Source organism: Acetobacter zythi (assembly GCF_963921165.1).
Lineage (GTDB): Bacteria > Pseudomonadota > Alphaproteobacteria > Acetobacterales > Acetobacteraceae > Acetobacter.
In genome coordinates this window covers 50,153-66,300 of record NZ_CAWUEO010000048.1, presented here as the reverse complement: position 1 = coordinate 66,300, position 16,148 = coordinate 50,153, and the positions used below count along the sequence as shown (strand labels likewise).

The 16,148-nt window shown below is 51.3% G+C and carries 13 protein-coding genes and 4 pseudogenes; 6 read left to right on the top strand and 11 right to left on the bottom strand.

Annotation, left to right across the window (positions count from 1 at the left end; translation table 11 throughout):
* Positions 1-101: 101 nt before the first annotated feature.
* The 4 genes and pseudogenes from AABE20_RS14095 to AABE20_RS14410 all read right to left on the bottom strand — a co-directional run.
* Positions 102-1,364, bottom strand: coding sequence for a cation:proton antiporter (locus AABE20_RS14095; RefSeq protein ID WP_338333676.1), 1,263 nt, complete (start codon positions 1,362-1,364; stop codon positions 102-104).
* A gap of 848 nt (positions 1,365-2,212) precedes the next feature.
* Positions 2,213-4,012: an AAA family ATPase gene (locus AABE20_RS14085; protein ID WP_338333675.1), complete on the bottom strand. Its 1,800-nt coding sequence runs from the start codon at positions 4,010-4,012 to the stop codon at positions 2,213-2,215.
* A gap of 244 nt (positions 4,013-4,256) precedes the next feature.
* Positions 4,257-4,676 carry a hypothetical protein gene (locus AABE20_RS14080; protein ID WP_338333674.1) on the bottom strand — a complete coding sequence of 140 codons (420 nt, stop codon included), beginning with the start codon at positions 4,674-4,676 and terminating at the stop codon, positions 4,257-4,259.
* Positions 4,676-4,918: pseudogene (locus tag AABE20_RS14410) on the bottom strand (glycoside hydrolase family protein); the annotation flags it as partial. The pseudogene AABE20_RS14410 and the gene AABE20_RS14080, both read right to left, overlap by 1 nt.
* A 162-nt stretch (positions 4,919-5,080) precedes the next feature.
* Here AABE20_RS14410 and AABE20_RS14075 point away from each other — a divergent pair.
* The 5 genes and pseudogenes from AABE20_RS14075 to AABE20_RS14400 form a co-directional block, all read left to right on the top strand.
* Entirely contained in the window at positions 5,081-5,323 is a 243-nt protein-coding gene (locus AABE20_RS14075) for a type II toxin-antitoxin system RelB/DinJ family antitoxin (RefSeq protein ID WP_338333673.1), read from the top strand.
* A 73-nt stretch (positions 5,324-5,396) separates the two neighbouring features.
* Positions 5,397-5,534, top strand: a pseudogene (locus tag AABE20_RS14405) (hypothetical protein); the annotation flags it as partial.
* Positions 5,535-5,751: 217 nt separating this feature from the next.
* The gene (locus AABE20_RS14070; protein WP_338333672.1) at positions 5,752-6,351 is read left to right on the top strand and encodes a helix-turn-helix domain-containing protein; all 600 of its coding nucleotides are present in this window, start codon (positions 5,752-5,754) and stop codon (positions 6,349-6,351) included.
* Complete coding sequence (locus AABE20_RS14065) at positions 6,344-7,633, top strand: type II toxin-antitoxin system HipA family toxin (protein ID WP_338333671.1); 1,290 nt, start codon at positions 6,344-6,346, stop codon at positions 7,631-7,633. The genes AABE20_RS14070 and AABE20_RS14065 overlap by 8 nt, the downstream gene beginning before the upstream one ends.
* A gap of 80 nt (positions 7,634-7,713) precedes the next feature.
* Positions 7,714-7,897, top strand: a pseudogene (locus AABE20_RS14400) (transposase); the annotation flags it as partial.
* A gap of 223 nt (positions 7,898-8,120) precedes the next feature.
* Here AABE20_RS14400 and AABE20_RS14055 read toward each other — a convergent pair.
* The 3 genes from AABE20_RS14055 to AABE20_RS14045 all read right to left on the bottom strand — a co-directional run bounded on the left by AABE20_RS14055 (position 8,121) and on the right by AABE20_RS14045 (position 11,221).
* A complete protein-coding gene (locus tag AABE20_RS14055; RefSeq protein WP_338333670.1) occupies positions 8,121-9,722 on the bottom strand; it encodes a B12-binding domain-containing radical SAM protein in 1,602 nt (533 codons plus the stop codon).
* A gap of 300 nt (positions 9,723-10,022) precedes the next feature.
* Entirely contained in the window at positions 10,023-10,250 is a 228-nt protein-coding gene (locus AABE20_RS14050) for a type 2 periplasmic-binding domain-containing protein (RefSeq protein ID WP_408741016.1), read from the bottom strand.
* A gap of 20 nt (positions 10,251-10,270) precedes the next feature.
* Entirely contained in the window at positions 10,271-11,221 is a 951-nt protein-coding gene (locus tag AABE20_RS14045; protein WP_338333669.1) for a GlxA family transcriptional regulator, read from the bottom strand.
* A 108-nt stretch (positions 11,222-11,329) separates the two neighbouring features.
* On the opposite strand from AABE20_RS14045, the gene AABE20_RS14040 reads away from it, so the two are divergent.
* On the top strand, positions 11,330-11,794 hold the full coding sequence (locus AABE20_RS14040; protein ID WP_338333668.1) for a nuclear transport factor 2 family protein: 465 nt from the start codon (positions 11,330-11,332) through the stop codon (positions 11,792-11,794).
* A gap of 90 nt (positions 11,795-11,884) precedes the next feature.
* Here the strand turns inward: AABE20_RS14040 and AABE20_RS14035 are convergent.
* From AABE20_RS14035 to AABE20_RS14020, 4 genes and pseudogenes are all read right to left on the bottom strand, one after another.
* Positions 11,885-12,001 (bottom strand): annotated as a pseudogene (locus AABE20_RS14035) (transposase); the annotation flags it as partial.
* Between the two features lie 215 nt (positions 12,002-12,216).
* Complete coding sequence (locus AABE20_RS14030; RefSeq protein ID WP_338333667.1) at positions 12,217-12,741, bottom strand: hypothetical protein; 525 nt, start codon at positions 12,739-12,741, stop codon at positions 12,217-12,219.
* A gap of 363 nt (positions 12,742-13,104) precedes the next feature.
* Entirely contained in the window at positions 13,105-14,874 is a 1,770-nt protein-coding gene (locus tag AABE20_RS14025; protein WP_338333666.1) for an AMP-binding protein, read from the bottom strand.
* Positions 14,875-14,890: 16 nt separating this feature from the next.
* A complete protein-coding gene (locus AABE20_RS14020) occupies positions 14,891-16,138 on the bottom strand; it encodes an MSMEG_0569 family flavin-dependent oxidoreductase (RefSeq protein WP_338333665.1) in 1,248 nt (415 codons plus the stop codon).
* Positions 16,139-16,148: the final 10 nt, after the last annotated feature.

Here is a 16,148-nt window from a genome sequence, read left to right as displayed (position 1 = left end):
TTGGCCTAAGGAGCGGACCGACTTCTATCTGTTGAAAAACATGACAAAGCTGCCATGACTTTCCTCCTTACGGAGCTGCCCTTCAAATAATCAGAGCCGTATTATTGCGGTCCAAGCGTGGAGGACGGATAAAGTCTGCGGGCAACCCGTTCCATGGTTAGCCCCTGCACAATGATCGTAAACACCACGACGCCGTAACAGACAGGCAACAGCAACTCACGCAAGTCTCCTGGTGGCAATCCAAGTGCCAGCGAAACCGAGATGCCACCACGCAGACCGCCCCAGGTCAGGATACAAAGAGCACGGCCCCGCTCCCATTGTCTGAGGTGAACCGGAAGCGTTGAAAACAGCACGCTCAATGCCCGCACGGCAATGGATAGAAGGATCACGGCAAGTGTCGCCAGCACCGTAAACAGATGCGGCGTGATCTCCAGGATTTCAAAGCCGATCAGCATAAACAGCAGGACGTTCAGCACCTCGTCAATGAGTGTCCATGCGACGTCGAGTTCCTTTCGGGATGCCTCATCGAAAACGGAATGGCTATAGCTTGTTCCAAAGCACAGTCCCGCCACTACGACGGCAATAGCCCCCGACATGCCAAGTTGGTTGGCAATGCTGAAGGTTCCGGTCGCCAGAGCCAGCGACGTCAGTAGATCGATATGCGGATCCCGCTGTCCCTTAAGCACATGGAGCGCAATCCATCCGGTCAGTGCGCCCAGCAGACCGCCACCAATCGCCTCGCGGCAAAAGCTCAGAGCAATCTCGGAGGCGGTAACTCCCAGACTGTCCCCGGTCGCCAGTCCGATCGTGACGCCGAAAATCACCACGCCCACGCCGTCATTGAACAGGCTCTCCCCTGCGAAAACGGCCTGAAGGGGGCCGGGCAGTCCGAGACGTTTCAGCATACCGACAACCGAAACGGGATCAGTTGGCGCGAGGATGGCCCCAAGGACGATACACCACGTGAAAGGAATGGCATGGCCCAACAGAGGGAAGACGTACCATGCCGCGATCGCCAGAAAGGCAACGGCCAGAACGGTTCCCAAAACAGAGAGAGCGGCCACGGAGGCAAGCTTTGCGCGCAGATGTCCAACGTTTACCTGTGTGGCCCCGGCAAACAGAAGCAGGGACAGCGCGCCATTCAGAAGGGCCGTGGGGAGATTGATCGCTCCGAGCACAGATCGCGGGAGAGCCTGAAGGTCATAGGCCGGTATTAACGGATTCAAGATCATGACCAGCAGGGACGCCAGTAATGAGAAGACCAGCACACCGATCGTTACAGGAAGACGAAATGTGTGGTGATTGAGAATGCTGAACCCTGCCGAGAGGGTTAGAAGCAGAGCGAGAAGGCTGATCGTATCCATACCTTCACCGCTGGCGGCTCCTGCTCCCTACGTCAAGAAAAACCGGCAGTGGGCCGCTATTGGAGAAGCCGAACAGTTCGTTGAACGGCAGCAATGCGGGGCAAGCTACGACCACATCTTACTCGCTGCGATGGCGTCAAGGTTCTCAGGTCGTGTGGCGAATAATGCACCAATCTGCGAAATTATGGAGCGGCGTCTGTTGTGCTGTCTGGAGCACGCCGAAACGGCTCCAGCCGGTCCGCTAGATAAAGACGGTGCATCCGCCGAAATTTGTCAGGCGCGTCTGGCGTCGTGGCGCGTTCTGGAACATAGCCTCTATGGTTGCCTGATCTTCACCGTACGCCTCGGCCGCTTCTTCTACACAGGCGCCGCTTGGTACCACTGAGAGCGCTAGTCTACCGTGCCGGGGCCGCCGTTCGCCCATCTTGGCACCTGCAGGCCAACGCCCCTGAATCCAACCGGGCACCACGTCAGCGTTACGGAAGATGCCCACTTCCGGTGTCTCGCGCGGGCAGTTACGGCAAGGTCAGGTCGAAGGCCGACACCATGGCGCACCGCCGGCTAAACGGCATCGGAAATGAGATACGTCTGCTTAGAGGAAAGATCGTGCCGAGATCTGACGTCCAACAAGGAAGCGGCTGCCGCCTGTATGCTCCTGCATCACTGAGCGGACAGGCAGATTAGGGGGGGAGGAGAATGTCTGTTTTCGGGAAGGGATGACCGAAAACAGACATTGCAGTGCCTAGGTTGATACGGTTACCGAGAAGTGGTCCTATACGTTCTGACAGCTTTCTGATTCAGGTTCTAAATCACGTGCCAAGCGCATCAATCGATGGTTCTTCGATCCCTCAAACTGATAGAATATCTTCCAATATATCGAATACAATCAAAAATTTATCGAAGTCATTTTTTTCTGAATTTTCACATATCCAGTCACATAAGTTTCTTTTTTCATCTTTGTTAATTTTCCATTCTTCAGGAACTATTTTTTTAACGCCTCTATCTGTAATTGTATGTTCACCACTTATATCTACAAAAGCAGATTTATATTCTATTGCTCTTTGAATTGTATTATTCGGAAATAAATTTTCTATTCCAGATGAAATTTTATGCTCTTGCTGCGGAATTGTTCTGCGGAACAAATTTCCAGACTGGCTAGAAGTCTTGTGCATATCACAATCATATAACAATATCCATTTCTGCTTTATAGTTTCGCCTAAATGTGTTTTGTAAGTATCCCAAATTTTGTTTAGGTGAGAACACCCCACAGCATCGACCAACTCAAATTGATCAATAATATATTTTTTACCTAAAATATTTGCTGCTTTTTTTATGTAATCTATATCTGTTGTCCCTTCTAGATAAATAATAGGTTTCTTACTATTTGCTATTCTAGCCTGAACATCGGCTTGGAAGCGCGCACTATCGCACATATGTCTATATGCAGCTTCGAATTCGGAGAAGCGCTCAACCTCGATCTCTTTACCATAAGGAAGTTCAACGAGTTGGAAACCTTCTGATGTAAACGTCTTTTCCATGCCAATTAAAAACAGAGGCGAATGAGTAGTTAGAATAAACTGAATTTTGGGGAATAGGTGAATTAGAGTTGGTAAAAGATCATGCTGGAAATCAGTATGTAAATGAAGGTCAATCTCATCGACAACAACTATACCGGAAATATCGCTTAGCTCATTAATATTCGAATACCCTAAGTCAAAATCTCTAACTATAGATAGAAAAAGATCGAGAAGTATTGCCTGTCCAGTGGATAGTTGAAATAAGTTTTTCGTTATCGTTTTATTATCTATAAGTATTCCAACGCTTCTTACATTCCTCCTGCCCACGCTCCACTGTAAATTCCCATCCTTTCCGAATAATTTCTTTAAAAATACAGAAATTGATCTTAAAATTGACGTTGCGTGGCCATTTTGAATCATTAATTCCTTAAAGGGTCGCTCCTGGTTTCCTGTTATCTGATTTACAGGAACAATAACTGTCTTTGTTTCAAGAGCGTTGCTGTCATATATTAAGTCAAGAAGCCAATTTTGTAGATCCCGCATTGGCGCATAGATAATAACTGGACGATTTGAGTAGTTTGAATAATTCTTTAACGAAGCATAGTTTGCCTTGTTGCGAAGGTTCAACTCATTTAGCCATGCGGGTTCCTCAAATCTATTCGGCGGAAAGAAAATATGAGTATTACTATTTAGATCTTTTCTGAGTTCATTTATTCGTTCATGAAAATTTGTCGAATAGTGTGAAGCCTCATCCTCTGGAACTTCATTCCATTTCGAATAATTAGGGAATGGCGGTTCATATTGATTTTTTTGTTTTGAAAATTGACCTTCGTAAACACTAAACCCATTCGAAAATTCCAGCTCTGCGGTCGAATATGTCGCTCCATTCCGAATGTAAGTTGGACTTCTTAATTTATAGACCTTCCCTTTTTCAACATCCGAATCTTCGAAAATAGTTCCATGTGCTGCGATCAAAGCGTTTACTATATATGCTGTAGCAACACTCTTTCCTGCGCCATTTTGTCCGACAAAAATAATCGGCTTAGGAGAACTATCACTATTGAATTTCAAAACAATATCTGCATGGTCGATAGGACCAGTATTATTGAGCTTAATTCTAGTCAAATACATTATATTGGCCTTCCATGTCACAAAAAATATGAATAATTGTAAATTAGCAATACGGAAACATCCACTGGATTTTTATTTTTGTAAATATTTTCATATATTATTATATTTTATGCATATTTTGAAATAATGAATCGTAAAGCTGCTGTAGGTGTCGCACGTGATCATCTCAATATTTCGCTTACCCTGTGACAGCGGAAGATCCAACAGTTCATAGGATGCGAAATCTTTCATGCCTTTACAAAGGCTAAAATCCTTTAACCACCGCGAATTTGCAGGCAGCAAGGTCGCTTTGGCCAGCAGCTGTAGCCGCTGCGTGGTGGCATCGAACCGAAGAAAGATGGACGTCGGCATAAACGAACGTCAAATAGTAAGACCGGGCATCGTTCGAAGGATCGGCATCAAACATCTTGTCCCATTCCAGCAAGTCGCGCCGCAGCGGCGATCCGATACCGTCGCTCCGGGTCCAGACTGCTGACACACAGGTCGAAATACGCTCGACGCGCACGATCAACCGTCCATTGAGAAACGCTTTACCATCAAGCTCCTCGTTGAACATTGTATTGCCGTTATAAGACTGTTCCTCCAAAGACTCCGGCTTAGTGCCCGCGTATGCGGCGCAGCTGATACAAACAGCGCAAATCAGGCTAAGGATAGCGCGGATCATCAATATCGTCCTTCCAGCAGAAGCATGGCCTCGTCGTGCCGTCTCCGGACCAGACCACGCAAGACCTTGCCTTTCGAGCGCACCTGTTCCTCGATGATTCTGACGGCCTTGCGTTTGTCTCCGCTGTTGATAGCAGCACGGACACCCGGCCAACCTCTTCCTGGATGGTAGACGAACGACATGAGGGCATTGAACTCATTTTGTGTCAGGAAGACATGAATTCCCCGACGAACGATCGCCTCATAGCTGGGAAGATTGACTTATCGGACATAAAAGCGGGGGAGGGGGCAGGAACTGAAAAATAACGTAGTTTCAAGTTATGAGTAAGTTAGATTGAATACGAGATGCTTGTCTTTACGTTTGTAAAGGCGTATTTTACGTGTCTCGGACTGGGAGAAATGAGTATGGCCTCCATCAATCTGCGGATCGATAGTGCACTGAAGGATCAGGCTTACGCCCGCCTGGCGGAACTGGGCGTGACACCGTCCGATCTGATCCGCCAGACCTTCGAATATGTGGTAGAAACCGGAAAACTGCCGGTTGCGCGGCATGTCCTTTCCCATGAAGATGCTGATCTGTTGCAGGTTGTGCGTGAGCGTCTCGCCGCACCGCAAGTCCCCGTGACGGTGACGCTGGAAGATCTGTGAGCGGCTACACACTCCAGTTTGCCCCCCGCGCCCTGAAGGAATGGCGCGGTCTTGACCACAGAGTGATTGCTACAAAATCAAGCTCAGGACCAGTGGCTACAGGCTGGTCTACCGGGTGATCGACAGTCAGGTTGTCATCGTATCTGTCAAACCGCATCGCCGGACAAAGAGAATAAAAGTACCCCGTCCCCAGAAAGTTGGCCGAAGTTAGGATGAATGCTTCGTACTCATCAGGTACGGCAGGCCCCTTAGACTTCAGGTGCATGGTGCACTCTATGGCGCCATCTTCATATTGCCCCTTATGAGTTACACAATTGCCTTGAAATCTATAGGTTTCATCTCCATATTGACCCCTATAGGTTGCACAATTACCTTGAAATCTAAGGGTATCATCGCTTATGAAAGCTTGTAGAATCGGAGCTTAACCTATGCAGGGCATATTCAACGCTGCGGACATTGGAAGCCAGATTAGAGAGAAACGACTGGCGCAAGGTATGAGCCAGACCGTTTTGGCCAAAAGGTTAGGCTGCTCTAGGAAGTGGGTTTCTGACATCGAACAAGGCAACGAGACGGCCGAAATTGGTCGAGTGTTGCGTGCCTTGGCTGCGCTCGGAATCAAGATTTTTGTTGGGCAGTCTGGCGCTGTAGAAAACAAAGAGCTCTCTCCCCAGTATAAGGAAATTCTGGCGCATCGTGACCGGTTTGGCGGAGTGCCGCAAGCTATGGATAGGATGTCCAAGCTGGGAAAGGTTGAGGACCCGCTGAAGGAAACCTTGGACAGGATGTCCAAGTTGGGAATGGTTGAGAACCCACTGAAGGAAACCTTGGACAGGATGTCCAAGCTGGGGATGGTCGAGGGCTCGCTGACGAAATCATTGTTCAAAAGGACCATCAGTCCAAAACTGCTTCCCACCCGACTGCCGCTGGAGGCATTCAAAGACGAGGGCCAGGCATCGGCCGCTACGACAGAAGAGATTTCCACTACGAAGCCGCAACTGCCCAAGTCAGGAGATGGTGAGGATGACTGAACTTGCCGTCCTAGTTGCAGGCAAGCTTTGCGCCCACGTCACGGACGCAGGAGGCACCCAACGACTCAAGTATGTCGAATGCGACCAAGATGGCCTATCTCCGGCCACAATTTCTCTCTCGATGCCGGTCAGGGAGGAGAGATATGGCGGAGGCGTTGTGTCCAACTGGCTATGGAACCTGCTGCCGGACAACGCAATCACTTTGGATTGGCTGGCCAAGGACGAAAGCCGAGGTTTTGGGAAGTGCAGTGCACGTAATCCGCTACGGCTTCTTGAGAAAATAGGAGAGGACTGCGCTGGAGCTGTGCAACTGGTTCCACTAGAAAGTGTCGACAAGCTCTCGCCAGGGAGCTTGACTCCCCTTACCTTCCGAGAAGTCGAGCTCAAGCTGCAAGGGCTTAGGACAGGGCGAAGTCCTTTGGGTTTCCTGCCAGGAGACAACGGCAAGTTCAGTCTGGCCGGAGCGCAGCCCAAGGTCGCCTTGCGTATGCTACAGGATGGAACCTGGGCGATACCTACAGGCGCTGAGCCCACCAGTCACATCTTCAAGCCGCCTATCCCAGATATGCCGGGTCAGGTCGAGGGGGAACATTTCTGCCTAGCTCTGGCCAGAGAGACGGGCCTGAAAGCACCAACAAGCCGAGTCATGCGTTTCGGTGATGAGGTGGCAATCGTCGTAGAGCGATTTGACCGGAGATTAGATACATCCAGCGGAAAGCTTTTGCGTTTGCATACCGAGGATATCTGTCAGGCGCTTGGCAAGCCGCCAACACAAAAGTATCAGTCAGATGGCGGTCCAGGCATGATTGAGATAGTCAATCTTCTGAGAAAGACATCAATCACCGCTGAGCAGGATGTTTTCTCATTTGTCATGGCTTGCGTTTTTAACTGGGCCATAGGCGGCACCGATGCACATGCTAAAAATTATTCTCTGTTCCTGGGAGAAAAGAGCGCCGCCGCACTGGCGCCTCTTTATGATTTGAATACCTTTTTGCCTTACGAAAAGTATCCAAACAGGTCCAAGCTTTCAATGATTGTCAGCGGCCATTACAGTATTGGGGACATCTATCTGCGTCACTGGGATGAGATGGCTGGCCGGATGGGTTGGGAGCATAACAGCCTATCAGACTATGTGAAGACTTATGTGAACCTTATGAACGGGCTCATTGCACCGCTCGCAAAGGCCTGCATCGATGACGGTCTGTCAGAAGAAGCAATCTCGTTCGTGACGAACGCCATTAGTAAGAGGCTCGTTGGCCTAATCGAGAGCTGGAAACGTTGACAGGAATTTTGGGCTACAGCTTTATTATTTTAGGGGCTGTGAGGATTCACATGAGGCTTGACTTGTGATTCAACCCTTGAATGGAATGTTTTACGCTGACGAACGTCCCGTGGGCGCTGATTAAACGTCATTGCCTCGACAAACCGAGCGATCCCGGCCGCAGCAGCCGGAATAACCGGCTATTCATGAATAGCGGTGTTGTGGATCGCGTGTACGGACAGCCCATGGCGCGATCTGCCGACGCCGTTCGGTAACTGGAGCACGGCGCTTTGAACTGCGCCGGGATTGGCGGAGACATATCTTCGGACACCACGCAGTATCTCCGCTTCCAGAAAGTTGGCAGCAACCCTTGATGTCCGACATAAGGGCGATCGCTATCTGTCAGCTTGCTCTCCATTGAACGGATAGCTGCATCGGGTGGATATGCCGACATTCGGCTTTACGGATCGTGAAGGCAAAATCTCGACTAGATGAAAAAAATCGCCCCTCAGGCTGGCTGAAGTAGTTCCATGGTAGAGTTTTTCTGGAGAAGCGGACTCTGCGAGAGACCTTGATCGAGGTTAATGATTTCCTGATCAATCTCTGCCACAACCTGCCGCGCAAAAGGGCCGAGGTGCAAATACAGCGCGCTGGTCATAACCACATACGGCAGCGCTTTTGGATTGTGCAGGGCACAGTCTGCCAGCATCCGCCAGAACTGTCCCGCCGAGCCCGGACCAGCCCGATGGATACGGAAGAGTAGTCGGAAGAAGCTGCGAAGATCTCCCTTGATCATCCGATATGCGCGCGGGCGCTTGAGCATCCGACCCAGTCGCCGCACACGACCGAAATAGGCGGTCGGCTCATAAATTGTTCTGAGCACCGTCCGGTAATCGTCCAGCACATCCCGACGTGGACGGCTGGTCTCAAAGTTCAGACCTGCCGTGCACTGGTCGCCCGACTGCGTCTGGCCGTCATCCACAAAGAGACGCCCCTCTGCCAGTAGTCGGCGTGTCAACTGCGTCGTCGGCAAGGCATAAAGTAATCCCACCATGCAGACAGGGATCGACGTGTCTTCGATACACTCGATCATGCCTGAAGCAACGCTGCCTTTTTCGCTGTCGAAGCCCACAATGAAACCAGCATTTACGAAAATTCCAGCAGCATGGATGGTCTCGATGCTTTGTTGCAGACTCCGGCGGGTATTCTGCTTTTTCTGCGTCATGACCAGCGTGTCGGTATCCGGGCTTTCAATCCCCACAAACACGGCGAAGAAATTGCTATCGGCAAGATCCTTCAGCAACTCGGCGTCATCGGCAAGGTTGATCGATGCTTCGGTCGAAAACTCGAACGGAAAGCGTTTCTCATCTTGCCACCGCTTAAGGTCAGGCAGGAATTTCCTGAGCGCTTTTTTGTTGCCGATTAGGTTATCATCAACAAAATCGACATGCCCGCGATAACCAAGGGCATAAAGCGCATCCAGTTCCGCCATGACCTGTTCGGTCGTCTTGGTGCGCGGCACACGGCCATACAGCTCAATGATGTCACAGAATTCGCAACTGAACGGACATCCGCGTGAAAACTGAATCCCGACATGCAGATACTGGTCCAGCTTCAGCAGATCAAAACGCGGCAGAGGGCTTTTTGTGACGTCCGTCTTGCCCATGGGCGCTTCAAACACGCCCTCTCTGGCTCCGTTTCGCCATGCCGAGATAAAGTTGACCATGATCTCTTCAGCTTCCCCGAGGACCTGAAAATTTGCGGCCTTATAGGCAGGCGGGCTGGAGGTGACGTCCGGTCCACCAACCACCACGGGTTTACCCTTGGCCCGGCATATGTCGATGATATGCAGGGCATCATTCCTCTGTGGAAGCATTCCCCCGGTCATCACCATATCGGCCCACTCGAAATCTTCTTCCGTCAGAAGTTCCGTGTTGCGATTGATCAGCCTGACGTCCCAGTTCTCCGGAAGCATTGCTGCCACGGTGATCAGGCCAAGAGGTGCAGCCGGATAACGTGCCCCCGTCAGTTCACAGGCTTCCTTGTAGTTCCAGAACGAACCTGAGTTAAAAAGCGGAAAGATCATAAGGACCTTGCAGCTGTCGGTCATCAAGGATGGAGTCCTCAGATAAAACAGCTGATGTCGATCAAAGCAGGGAAGTGCCTGCTTTCTCGAAAGCGCGCCGGACCACGTACTGGCCTAATTCAGTTTTAGGGGAGCTTTGCACAAGAGATATCTTACTCTTGCTGGCATCGGGCGAGGGGGATCCAAATGGCAATATCCCGACGAAGGTTGTCACATACCCTAGGTAAAAGGGAATAACCATTTATAACCCTAATATCCAAGGATAGCGATAGCACAGCGTCTATTCGCATCATGATGCTGAATTTCTACAGTGGGTTCCGAATCTCACGACAGAGAGAACAAATTTCCTTGGCGAGGACGACCTTTCGCAGACAAATAGGATGGTGCGGCCACAGTAAGAACACGCTGAGTGCCCGGCCCGATGGGGACAGCGATCATGTCCTGTTCCAAGCGTCCTTCATAACGGATGCCTGCCTCCGCACCAGAGGCGAGAATATCGATAAAACTGTCTTCGACCGTTACCTCCACGCGGATTTGTGGATAAGCAGTCAGGAACCTTCGTCGAGAAGCGTTTAGTGTGTGGTATTTGCATTTCGCCGCATAGCCTGAGGTGGCTGCTGAAACTCTCGCAGGAAGGCACGCCGCATCCGCTCGGGATCGTGGAAGCCGGTCATGCTAGCGATAGCTTCGATGGGGAGCGTTGATCCTTCAACACGCTCCCGTGCGGCCTCAAGGCGCAGCCGTTCCAGCGCTCTGGCGGGGCTCATTCCGACGGAGGCCCGGAAACTGCGTGAAAAGTTTCGGGGGCTCATACCGACTTGGCTGGCGAGGACATCCACGGTCAGATGCTGTGTCAGATTGGACCGGATCCATCCCAGAAGATCGGCAAAGCGCTCCTGAGTGCTCCCCATCTCAAGAAGTGCCGAAAACTGGGACTGTCCTCCGGGGCGGTGATAGAAAACCACCATCTGCTGCGCCGTGCGGCGTCCGATATCGGCCCCGAGATCTTCAGTCACCAACGCCAGAGCCATGTCAATTCCTGCGCTAATGCCGGCAGACGTCCAGACCGGGCCGTCATGGATATGAATGGCTTCTGCCGAGACCCTGACTTCTGGAAACTGTGCCGCCATGGCGTCGGCCTGTTGCCAGTGCGTCGTCACACGACGTCCATCGAGCACACCAGAAGCTGCCAGCAGAAAAGCCCCGGTACACACACTGCATATCCGCCGTGCCATGCCCGCCTGATATCGTATGAAAGCCTGCAATTCCGGGCAGGCCATGGCCTGTTTGTGACCATGGCCTCCGACAATGACAAGCGTATCAAAGGACCCGGCCGCTGCGAGAGGGACGGTGTCGACCGCCATTCCCGAAGAAGAGCGAACCAGACCGCCATGCTGAGACAGAGGCGTAATCTCATACGGAGCGCCCCCAAACTCACCGGCGATCTCGAAGGTTGTCGTCACTCCGGCCGCGTCAAGTAACTGGAAATCAGGATAGAGAAGAATACCGATCTGTCTGGGCATGTCCTAAAATGAGGGATCATTGTCCTTTCGTCAAATAGTCTTTCGGAAAATACTGACAGATATCGGATCAGTCTGTGATCCATCGCCGCACCAGAGACGGAGTCCTTAATGTCCCGCCCCCCATTTCCTCCCTTTAATGCCAACACCGCAATTCAGAAGGTCCGTCTCGCGGAAGACGCCTGGAATGGTCAGGATCCTGAAAAAGTGGCGCAGGCCTACACACCCGATAGCCAGTGGCGCAATCGCTCAGAATTCATTCGCGGGCGAGAAGAGATTGTGACTTTCCTGACGCGAAAATGGGAGCGCGAGCAGGAGTATCGGCTCATCAAGGAGCTCTGGGCTTTTCAGGATAACCGGATCGCGGTCCGCTTCGCCTATGAGTGGCGGGATCAGTCTGGCCAGTGGTTTAGGTCCCACGGGAACGAAAACTGGGCATTCGATGAAGAAGGGTTGATGCGTTACCGTGCCGCGTCAATCAACGATCAACCCATTTCAGCCACCGACCGTTTATTCCACTGGGCGGCAGGGCGACGTCCGGACAGTCATCCCGGCCTTTCGGCGCTCGGACTGTGACTGTCCGGAAGTGCTTCCCTACGGCGTTGACCCTCTTTGCAGGACCGCAAGCTCCGGCGTTTAGGCCGGAGATAGGGCCGTTCCGGCGTTTCAATCTGGCGTTCTCTGCTGCTCGATATACTGCCAGATGATGGACAGGTGCGCACCGCCACATGAGGCTGCTAAATAGCTGGGCGACCAGAGCACGCCGCGCCAGTAACGCTGTTGGCAGCCTGTGCACGCCATGCACATCTTTGATTTTTTCATATATAGAACGCCTGTGTTTGACAGACATTCTTTGTCCAAGCGTAATGGATTTTATATAATTTATTAGAATATCATGTACGTATATATCATGCTGTCGGCTATCCTCCCCAATGTTTTTGCAAGCCGTGAGGCGCTTCGTAATGCGCACTTCATCTTCGTAACTCCAACAGTTATCCTTATGTATAAAATTCAGAAATTGGGATAAGTTCTCCAGACTTGTAATAATTTTCTGATCTAATTGGTCTTTTCTGACGATATTCCATATTGATTTTATTATAGAAAAACGGATGATCGCCATCAAATCTAATTATGGCACCAGAATAGCTATCTGAATAATGCGACCACATTAAATGAGAATTATATCTTTTAGAAAGGCATAAAATCCCGATTATTTTATTTAGATTTTTAACTATATCCCTATTAAATCCATCATTTATTTCACAATCTTCAGGAAATTCGCTTAGCATATCGGAATGATTGGACCGACGCTTTGCGTTTAAATCTATCCTTAATTCAATTTCGCCACGCTTTACTCCTTTATATTTTTTTGGGACAGTTATAGCCGGAAGCAATTCGAAAGGATCATTAAATGCACTTGGTTGCGTGAAGCGTATAGTACCGTCCACTACATGACATAGGGTTTCGTACGTTACATACTTATACAAAGCGTTTAATGGATCAATTTTTTCTATACTATTCATTTTAGATATCCTAAATAAATATTCTTATTAAAATTTAAGTACACTTGGTATAAAATAGCCAATTCTAAAAACGTATGACTGCTTTTCACGGTCTCAACATAGACCGAACGTCCGACAAGAGGAAACTACCGCCTGTCTGCTTTGTTTCTGTTGAGCTGATAGGCGGTTTTGGGGGGAGAGCAGAAGGCCTAGTTTGGATAAGATTTTCTGTAAAAGCGGACAAAACAATGTGATTAATATATTTATGAAGTATTTCGAATATACAAAGGTGAATCAAATTCTCGGCAGAAATATCCATGCGTTTTTGTCCTGTTTTGGAAATATATTCCGTACAAACAGAATTAATATTTTTATCTCTAATTTTTAAGAAACATAAAGATGTTTTCTAGTAATTTTTCCGGATGTGTTTGTGGGTAACTGCCGAACAAAACGAATTTCTTTTATCCCCACCCATCGGCCGAGTGTCTGATGAACCTTCCTGAGAATGTCTTCAGCAGAAGGTGGGGCGAGATCACAGGCAGCCACGACGTAAGCCAACGGCCGCTGTCCCCTTAATGTGTCGGGGATTGCCACCACAGCGCAAGCATGAACCCCAGGATGAGTGGCGATGATTTTTTCTATTTGTACGCCCGAAATCCGTCGACCTGCGACTTTTATGACATCGTCGGACCGTCCGAGCATGTGAACGGCACCTGACTCTTCAATCATGCCTTCGTCGAATGTGCGGTAAAATCTGCCTGTACCATCAAGATAAATTGTAGGCACATGGATTTCTCTGTCTTTCCATACACCGGCCAGACAGCCAGGTGGCAACGGCAAGGAGAGGACAATCTCGCCGCACGATTCACCCGGTATGGCAGGGACGATGGTCGGGCGGAACCCCGGTGCGGGTCGCCCTATGTCGTTCAGGAGCGTTATGGGCTCGCGTTCCGGCAGGCCGAAAAAATGGGCTGTGATGCTCCACCCGGTTTCAGTCTGCCACCAGTGGTTGACCACGGGTTTTTGAAAATATGCGCGTGCCCAGTCCAGCAATGTTGGGTCGGCATATTCCCCCGCCACAAAAACACGGGCCAGTGCTGTCGGGGGGTGTGCGGGCAGGTTACGGTTTTCCTGCCGCAGGAGCCGCATCTGTGTCGGGGTCGTGAACAGGCATGTCACGGCGTGTTCGTGGCAAAGCGTGCGCAGTGCAGCAGAGGTTGTAGCACCTTCCACAATTACACTGGTGCAACCGTTGATCAATGGCGCGTAAACACCGTAAGAATGGCCAACCACCCACCCCAGATCAGACGTTGTAAAAAACGTATCTTCGCTCCTGCAACCATAGATCAGCTCCATGGACAGGGCGAGGGCTACGGCATGCCCGCCATTGTCCCGCACAATGCCCTTCGATGTTCCCGTTGTGCCTGATGTATGCAGGATATAGAGCGGGTCTTCAGAACGCAGTATGACGGGTGCCACAGGTGGCGAGTGTTCCAGGGTGTGGAAGTCATGGTCCCGCGCGGGCATAAGTGGTGCGGGGCAGGCGTTGCGCTGCACGATAATACATGCCTGCGGCTCGTGCGTGGCCTGCGTGAGTGCAACGTTAAGGGCCGGGGCGGACGGAATGGCGGTTTGCCCCTGAAAGCTGCAACTGGCGATAATCACGACCTTGGGGGCTACATCGTCAATCCGGCGGGCCAGTTCGGGGCCTGCGTAACCGGCAAATACCACAACATGCACGGCGCCTATGCGTGCACAGGCCAGCATGGCTATGGCTGTTTCAATCATGGTTGGCATGGCGATCAGGACACGGTCGCCTTTTTCCACCCCTAATGAGCGCAGGCCGCCAGAAAACCCGGCTACCCTGCCGAGCAATTCCTTATATGTAATGGTTTGCCGTTCTTTTGTGGCGCAGGAGTACCAGACCAAGGCTGCCTGCGCGCCGTGGCCCTGCTCCACGTGCCTGTCCACGGCATTGTAACAGGTATTGAGCGTGGCGCCGGGGAACCAGTCATGCCAGCCATCCGCCCGTGCCCGGCAAGCCATGCCGGGCTGTTGCTGCCATGTAATGCGTTGAGCTGCTTCCAGCCAGAATGCTTCTGGCTGGTTCTGGGCCGCATCATACATTGCCTCATAAGTGGTCCATGGCAGCATGGGGCTTTTCCTTTCCTCAGGCTACAGGCACGTCTTTGCCGGTAATCTGGCTGGCCAGCCACGCCGCATCGCGCGAGATACCGGAAAACCGGCCGGAGCCCCATGTATGCAGCCACGGCAGCCCAAGGAAGTAGAAGCCGGGCGCATCTGTTACCCCCCGATGCCAGAGCGGCTTGTTGGCACCATTAAACACGGGCACGTCGATCCAGCGATAGTTCGGGCGAAAACCAATGCACCAGATGATTGAGGTAATGCCCGCGGCCTTCAGGTCCAGTGGCGTATTGCTGTCATCGGGTTCCCAGACTGGCACGTAAGGTGCTTCGGTTGGGGCGGTAATACCTTCACGGGCAATGTAGGCATCAATGGATTTTTTGATGTCGGCATTGGTCTTGTCTGCATCATCCAGATTGTCCCGCAGGTCCGGTGCAAAATGGGCCACCTCGTCCCGAATGGTTTCCAGCGTGCCGTGCAGGCCCACACCGTCTTTGGCAAAAAGCCGCAGGTCAAGGTCATGGCCACCATTCCGGCCGGTGACATAATGGTTGGTTTTGTCACGCGCACCATCACGCAGCGGATGGTTGTCTACTGTCAGGTCGTAAAACTGCATGTCTGCAAGCCAGTCCACAACATCCCGCCCACGATAAAAGCGTGAGACACGCGGGGCAGAACCGACACACAGATGAATTTTGCGGTTTTCAATAAACAGGTCTTCTACAATCTGTGCGCCGGACTGGCCACTCCCCACCACCAGCACGGCACCATCAGGCAGTTGGGCCGCGTTGCGATAATCCTGAGAGTGAACCTGATAAATGGAAGGATCAATGGCGCTGGCGTAACCGGGAATAACGGCGTCATGGTACGCGCCCGAGGCTATGACCACGTGCCGGGCGTGCCAGGTCTCGCCCCCCGTTACAACCCGATAGCCACCGGCTTCATGGCGCGTAATGGAGGTTACTGGTGTCTGCTCGCGCAGGGGGGGGCTGAATGAGTCCACAAAACCTTTGACGTAATCGATAATTTCCTGCTTCACCATAAAGCCGTGCGGGTCGGGCCCCTTATAGGGGTGTCCCGGGAGTTCGCACTGCCAGTTGGGTGTCACCAGACAGAAGTTGTCCCAGCGCTCATCATCCCACGAATGGCAGGCGGTTTTGGCCTCGAATACCACGTGGTCCACGTTCTCACGGCAGAGATACCAGCTCATGGACAGGCCAGCCTGACCACCACCCACGATAATGACGGGGATGCTTTTTTCATTCTGTGTCATGGTCGTTCTT

Excerpts from the sequence above, each read along its gene's own strand:
- AABE20_RS14095 (WP_338333676.1), bottom strand. The coding sequence starts at position 1,364 with ATGGATACGATCAGCCTTCTCGCTCTGCTTCTAACCCTCTCGGCAGGG.
- AABE20_RS14065 (WP_338333671.1), top strand. The coding sequence starts at position 6,344 with ATGACTGAACTTGCCGTCCTAGTTGCAGGCAAGCTTTGCGCCCACGTC.
- AABE20_RS14055 (WP_338333670.1), bottom strand. The coding sequence starts at position 9,722 with ATGACCGACAGCTGCAAGGTCCTTATGATCTTTCCGCTTTTTAACTCA.
- AABE20_RS14070 (WP_338333672.1), top strand. The coding sequence starts at position 5,752 with ATGCAGGGCATATTCAACGCTGCGGACATTGGAAGCCAGATTAGAGAG.
- AABE20_RS14020 (WP_338333665.1), bottom strand. The coding sequence starts at position 16,138 with ATGACACAGAATGAAAAAAGCATCCCCGTCATTATCGTGGGTGGTGGT.
- AABE20_RS14040 (WP_338333668.1), top strand. The coding sequence starts at position 11,330 with ATGTCCCGCCCCCCATTTCCTCCCTTTAATGCCAACACCGCAATTCAG.
- AABE20_RS14080 (WP_338333674.1), bottom strand. The coding sequence starts at position 4,676 with ATGATCCGCGCTATCCTTAGCCTGATTTGCGCTGTTTGTATCAGCTGC.
- AABE20_RS14075 (WP_338333673.1), top strand. The coding sequence starts at position 5,081 with ATGGCCTCCATCAATCTGCGGATCGATAGTGCACTGAAGGATCAGGCT.
- AABE20_RS14030 (WP_338333667.1), bottom strand. The coding sequence starts at position 12,741 with ATGAATAGTATAGAAAAAATTGATCCATTAAACGCTTTGTATAAGTAT.
- AABE20_RS14045 (WP_338333669.1), bottom strand. The coding sequence starts at position 11,221 with ATGCCCAGACAGATCGGTATTCTTCTCTATCCTGATTTCCAGTTACTT.
- AABE20_RS14085 (WP_338333675.1), bottom strand. The coding sequence starts at position 4,012 with ATGTATTTGACTAGAATTAAGCTCAATAATACTGGTCCTATCGACCAT.
- AABE20_RS14025 (WP_338333666.1), bottom strand. The coding sequence starts at position 14,874 with ATGCTGCCATGGACCACTTATGAGGCAATGTATGATGCGGCCCAGAAC.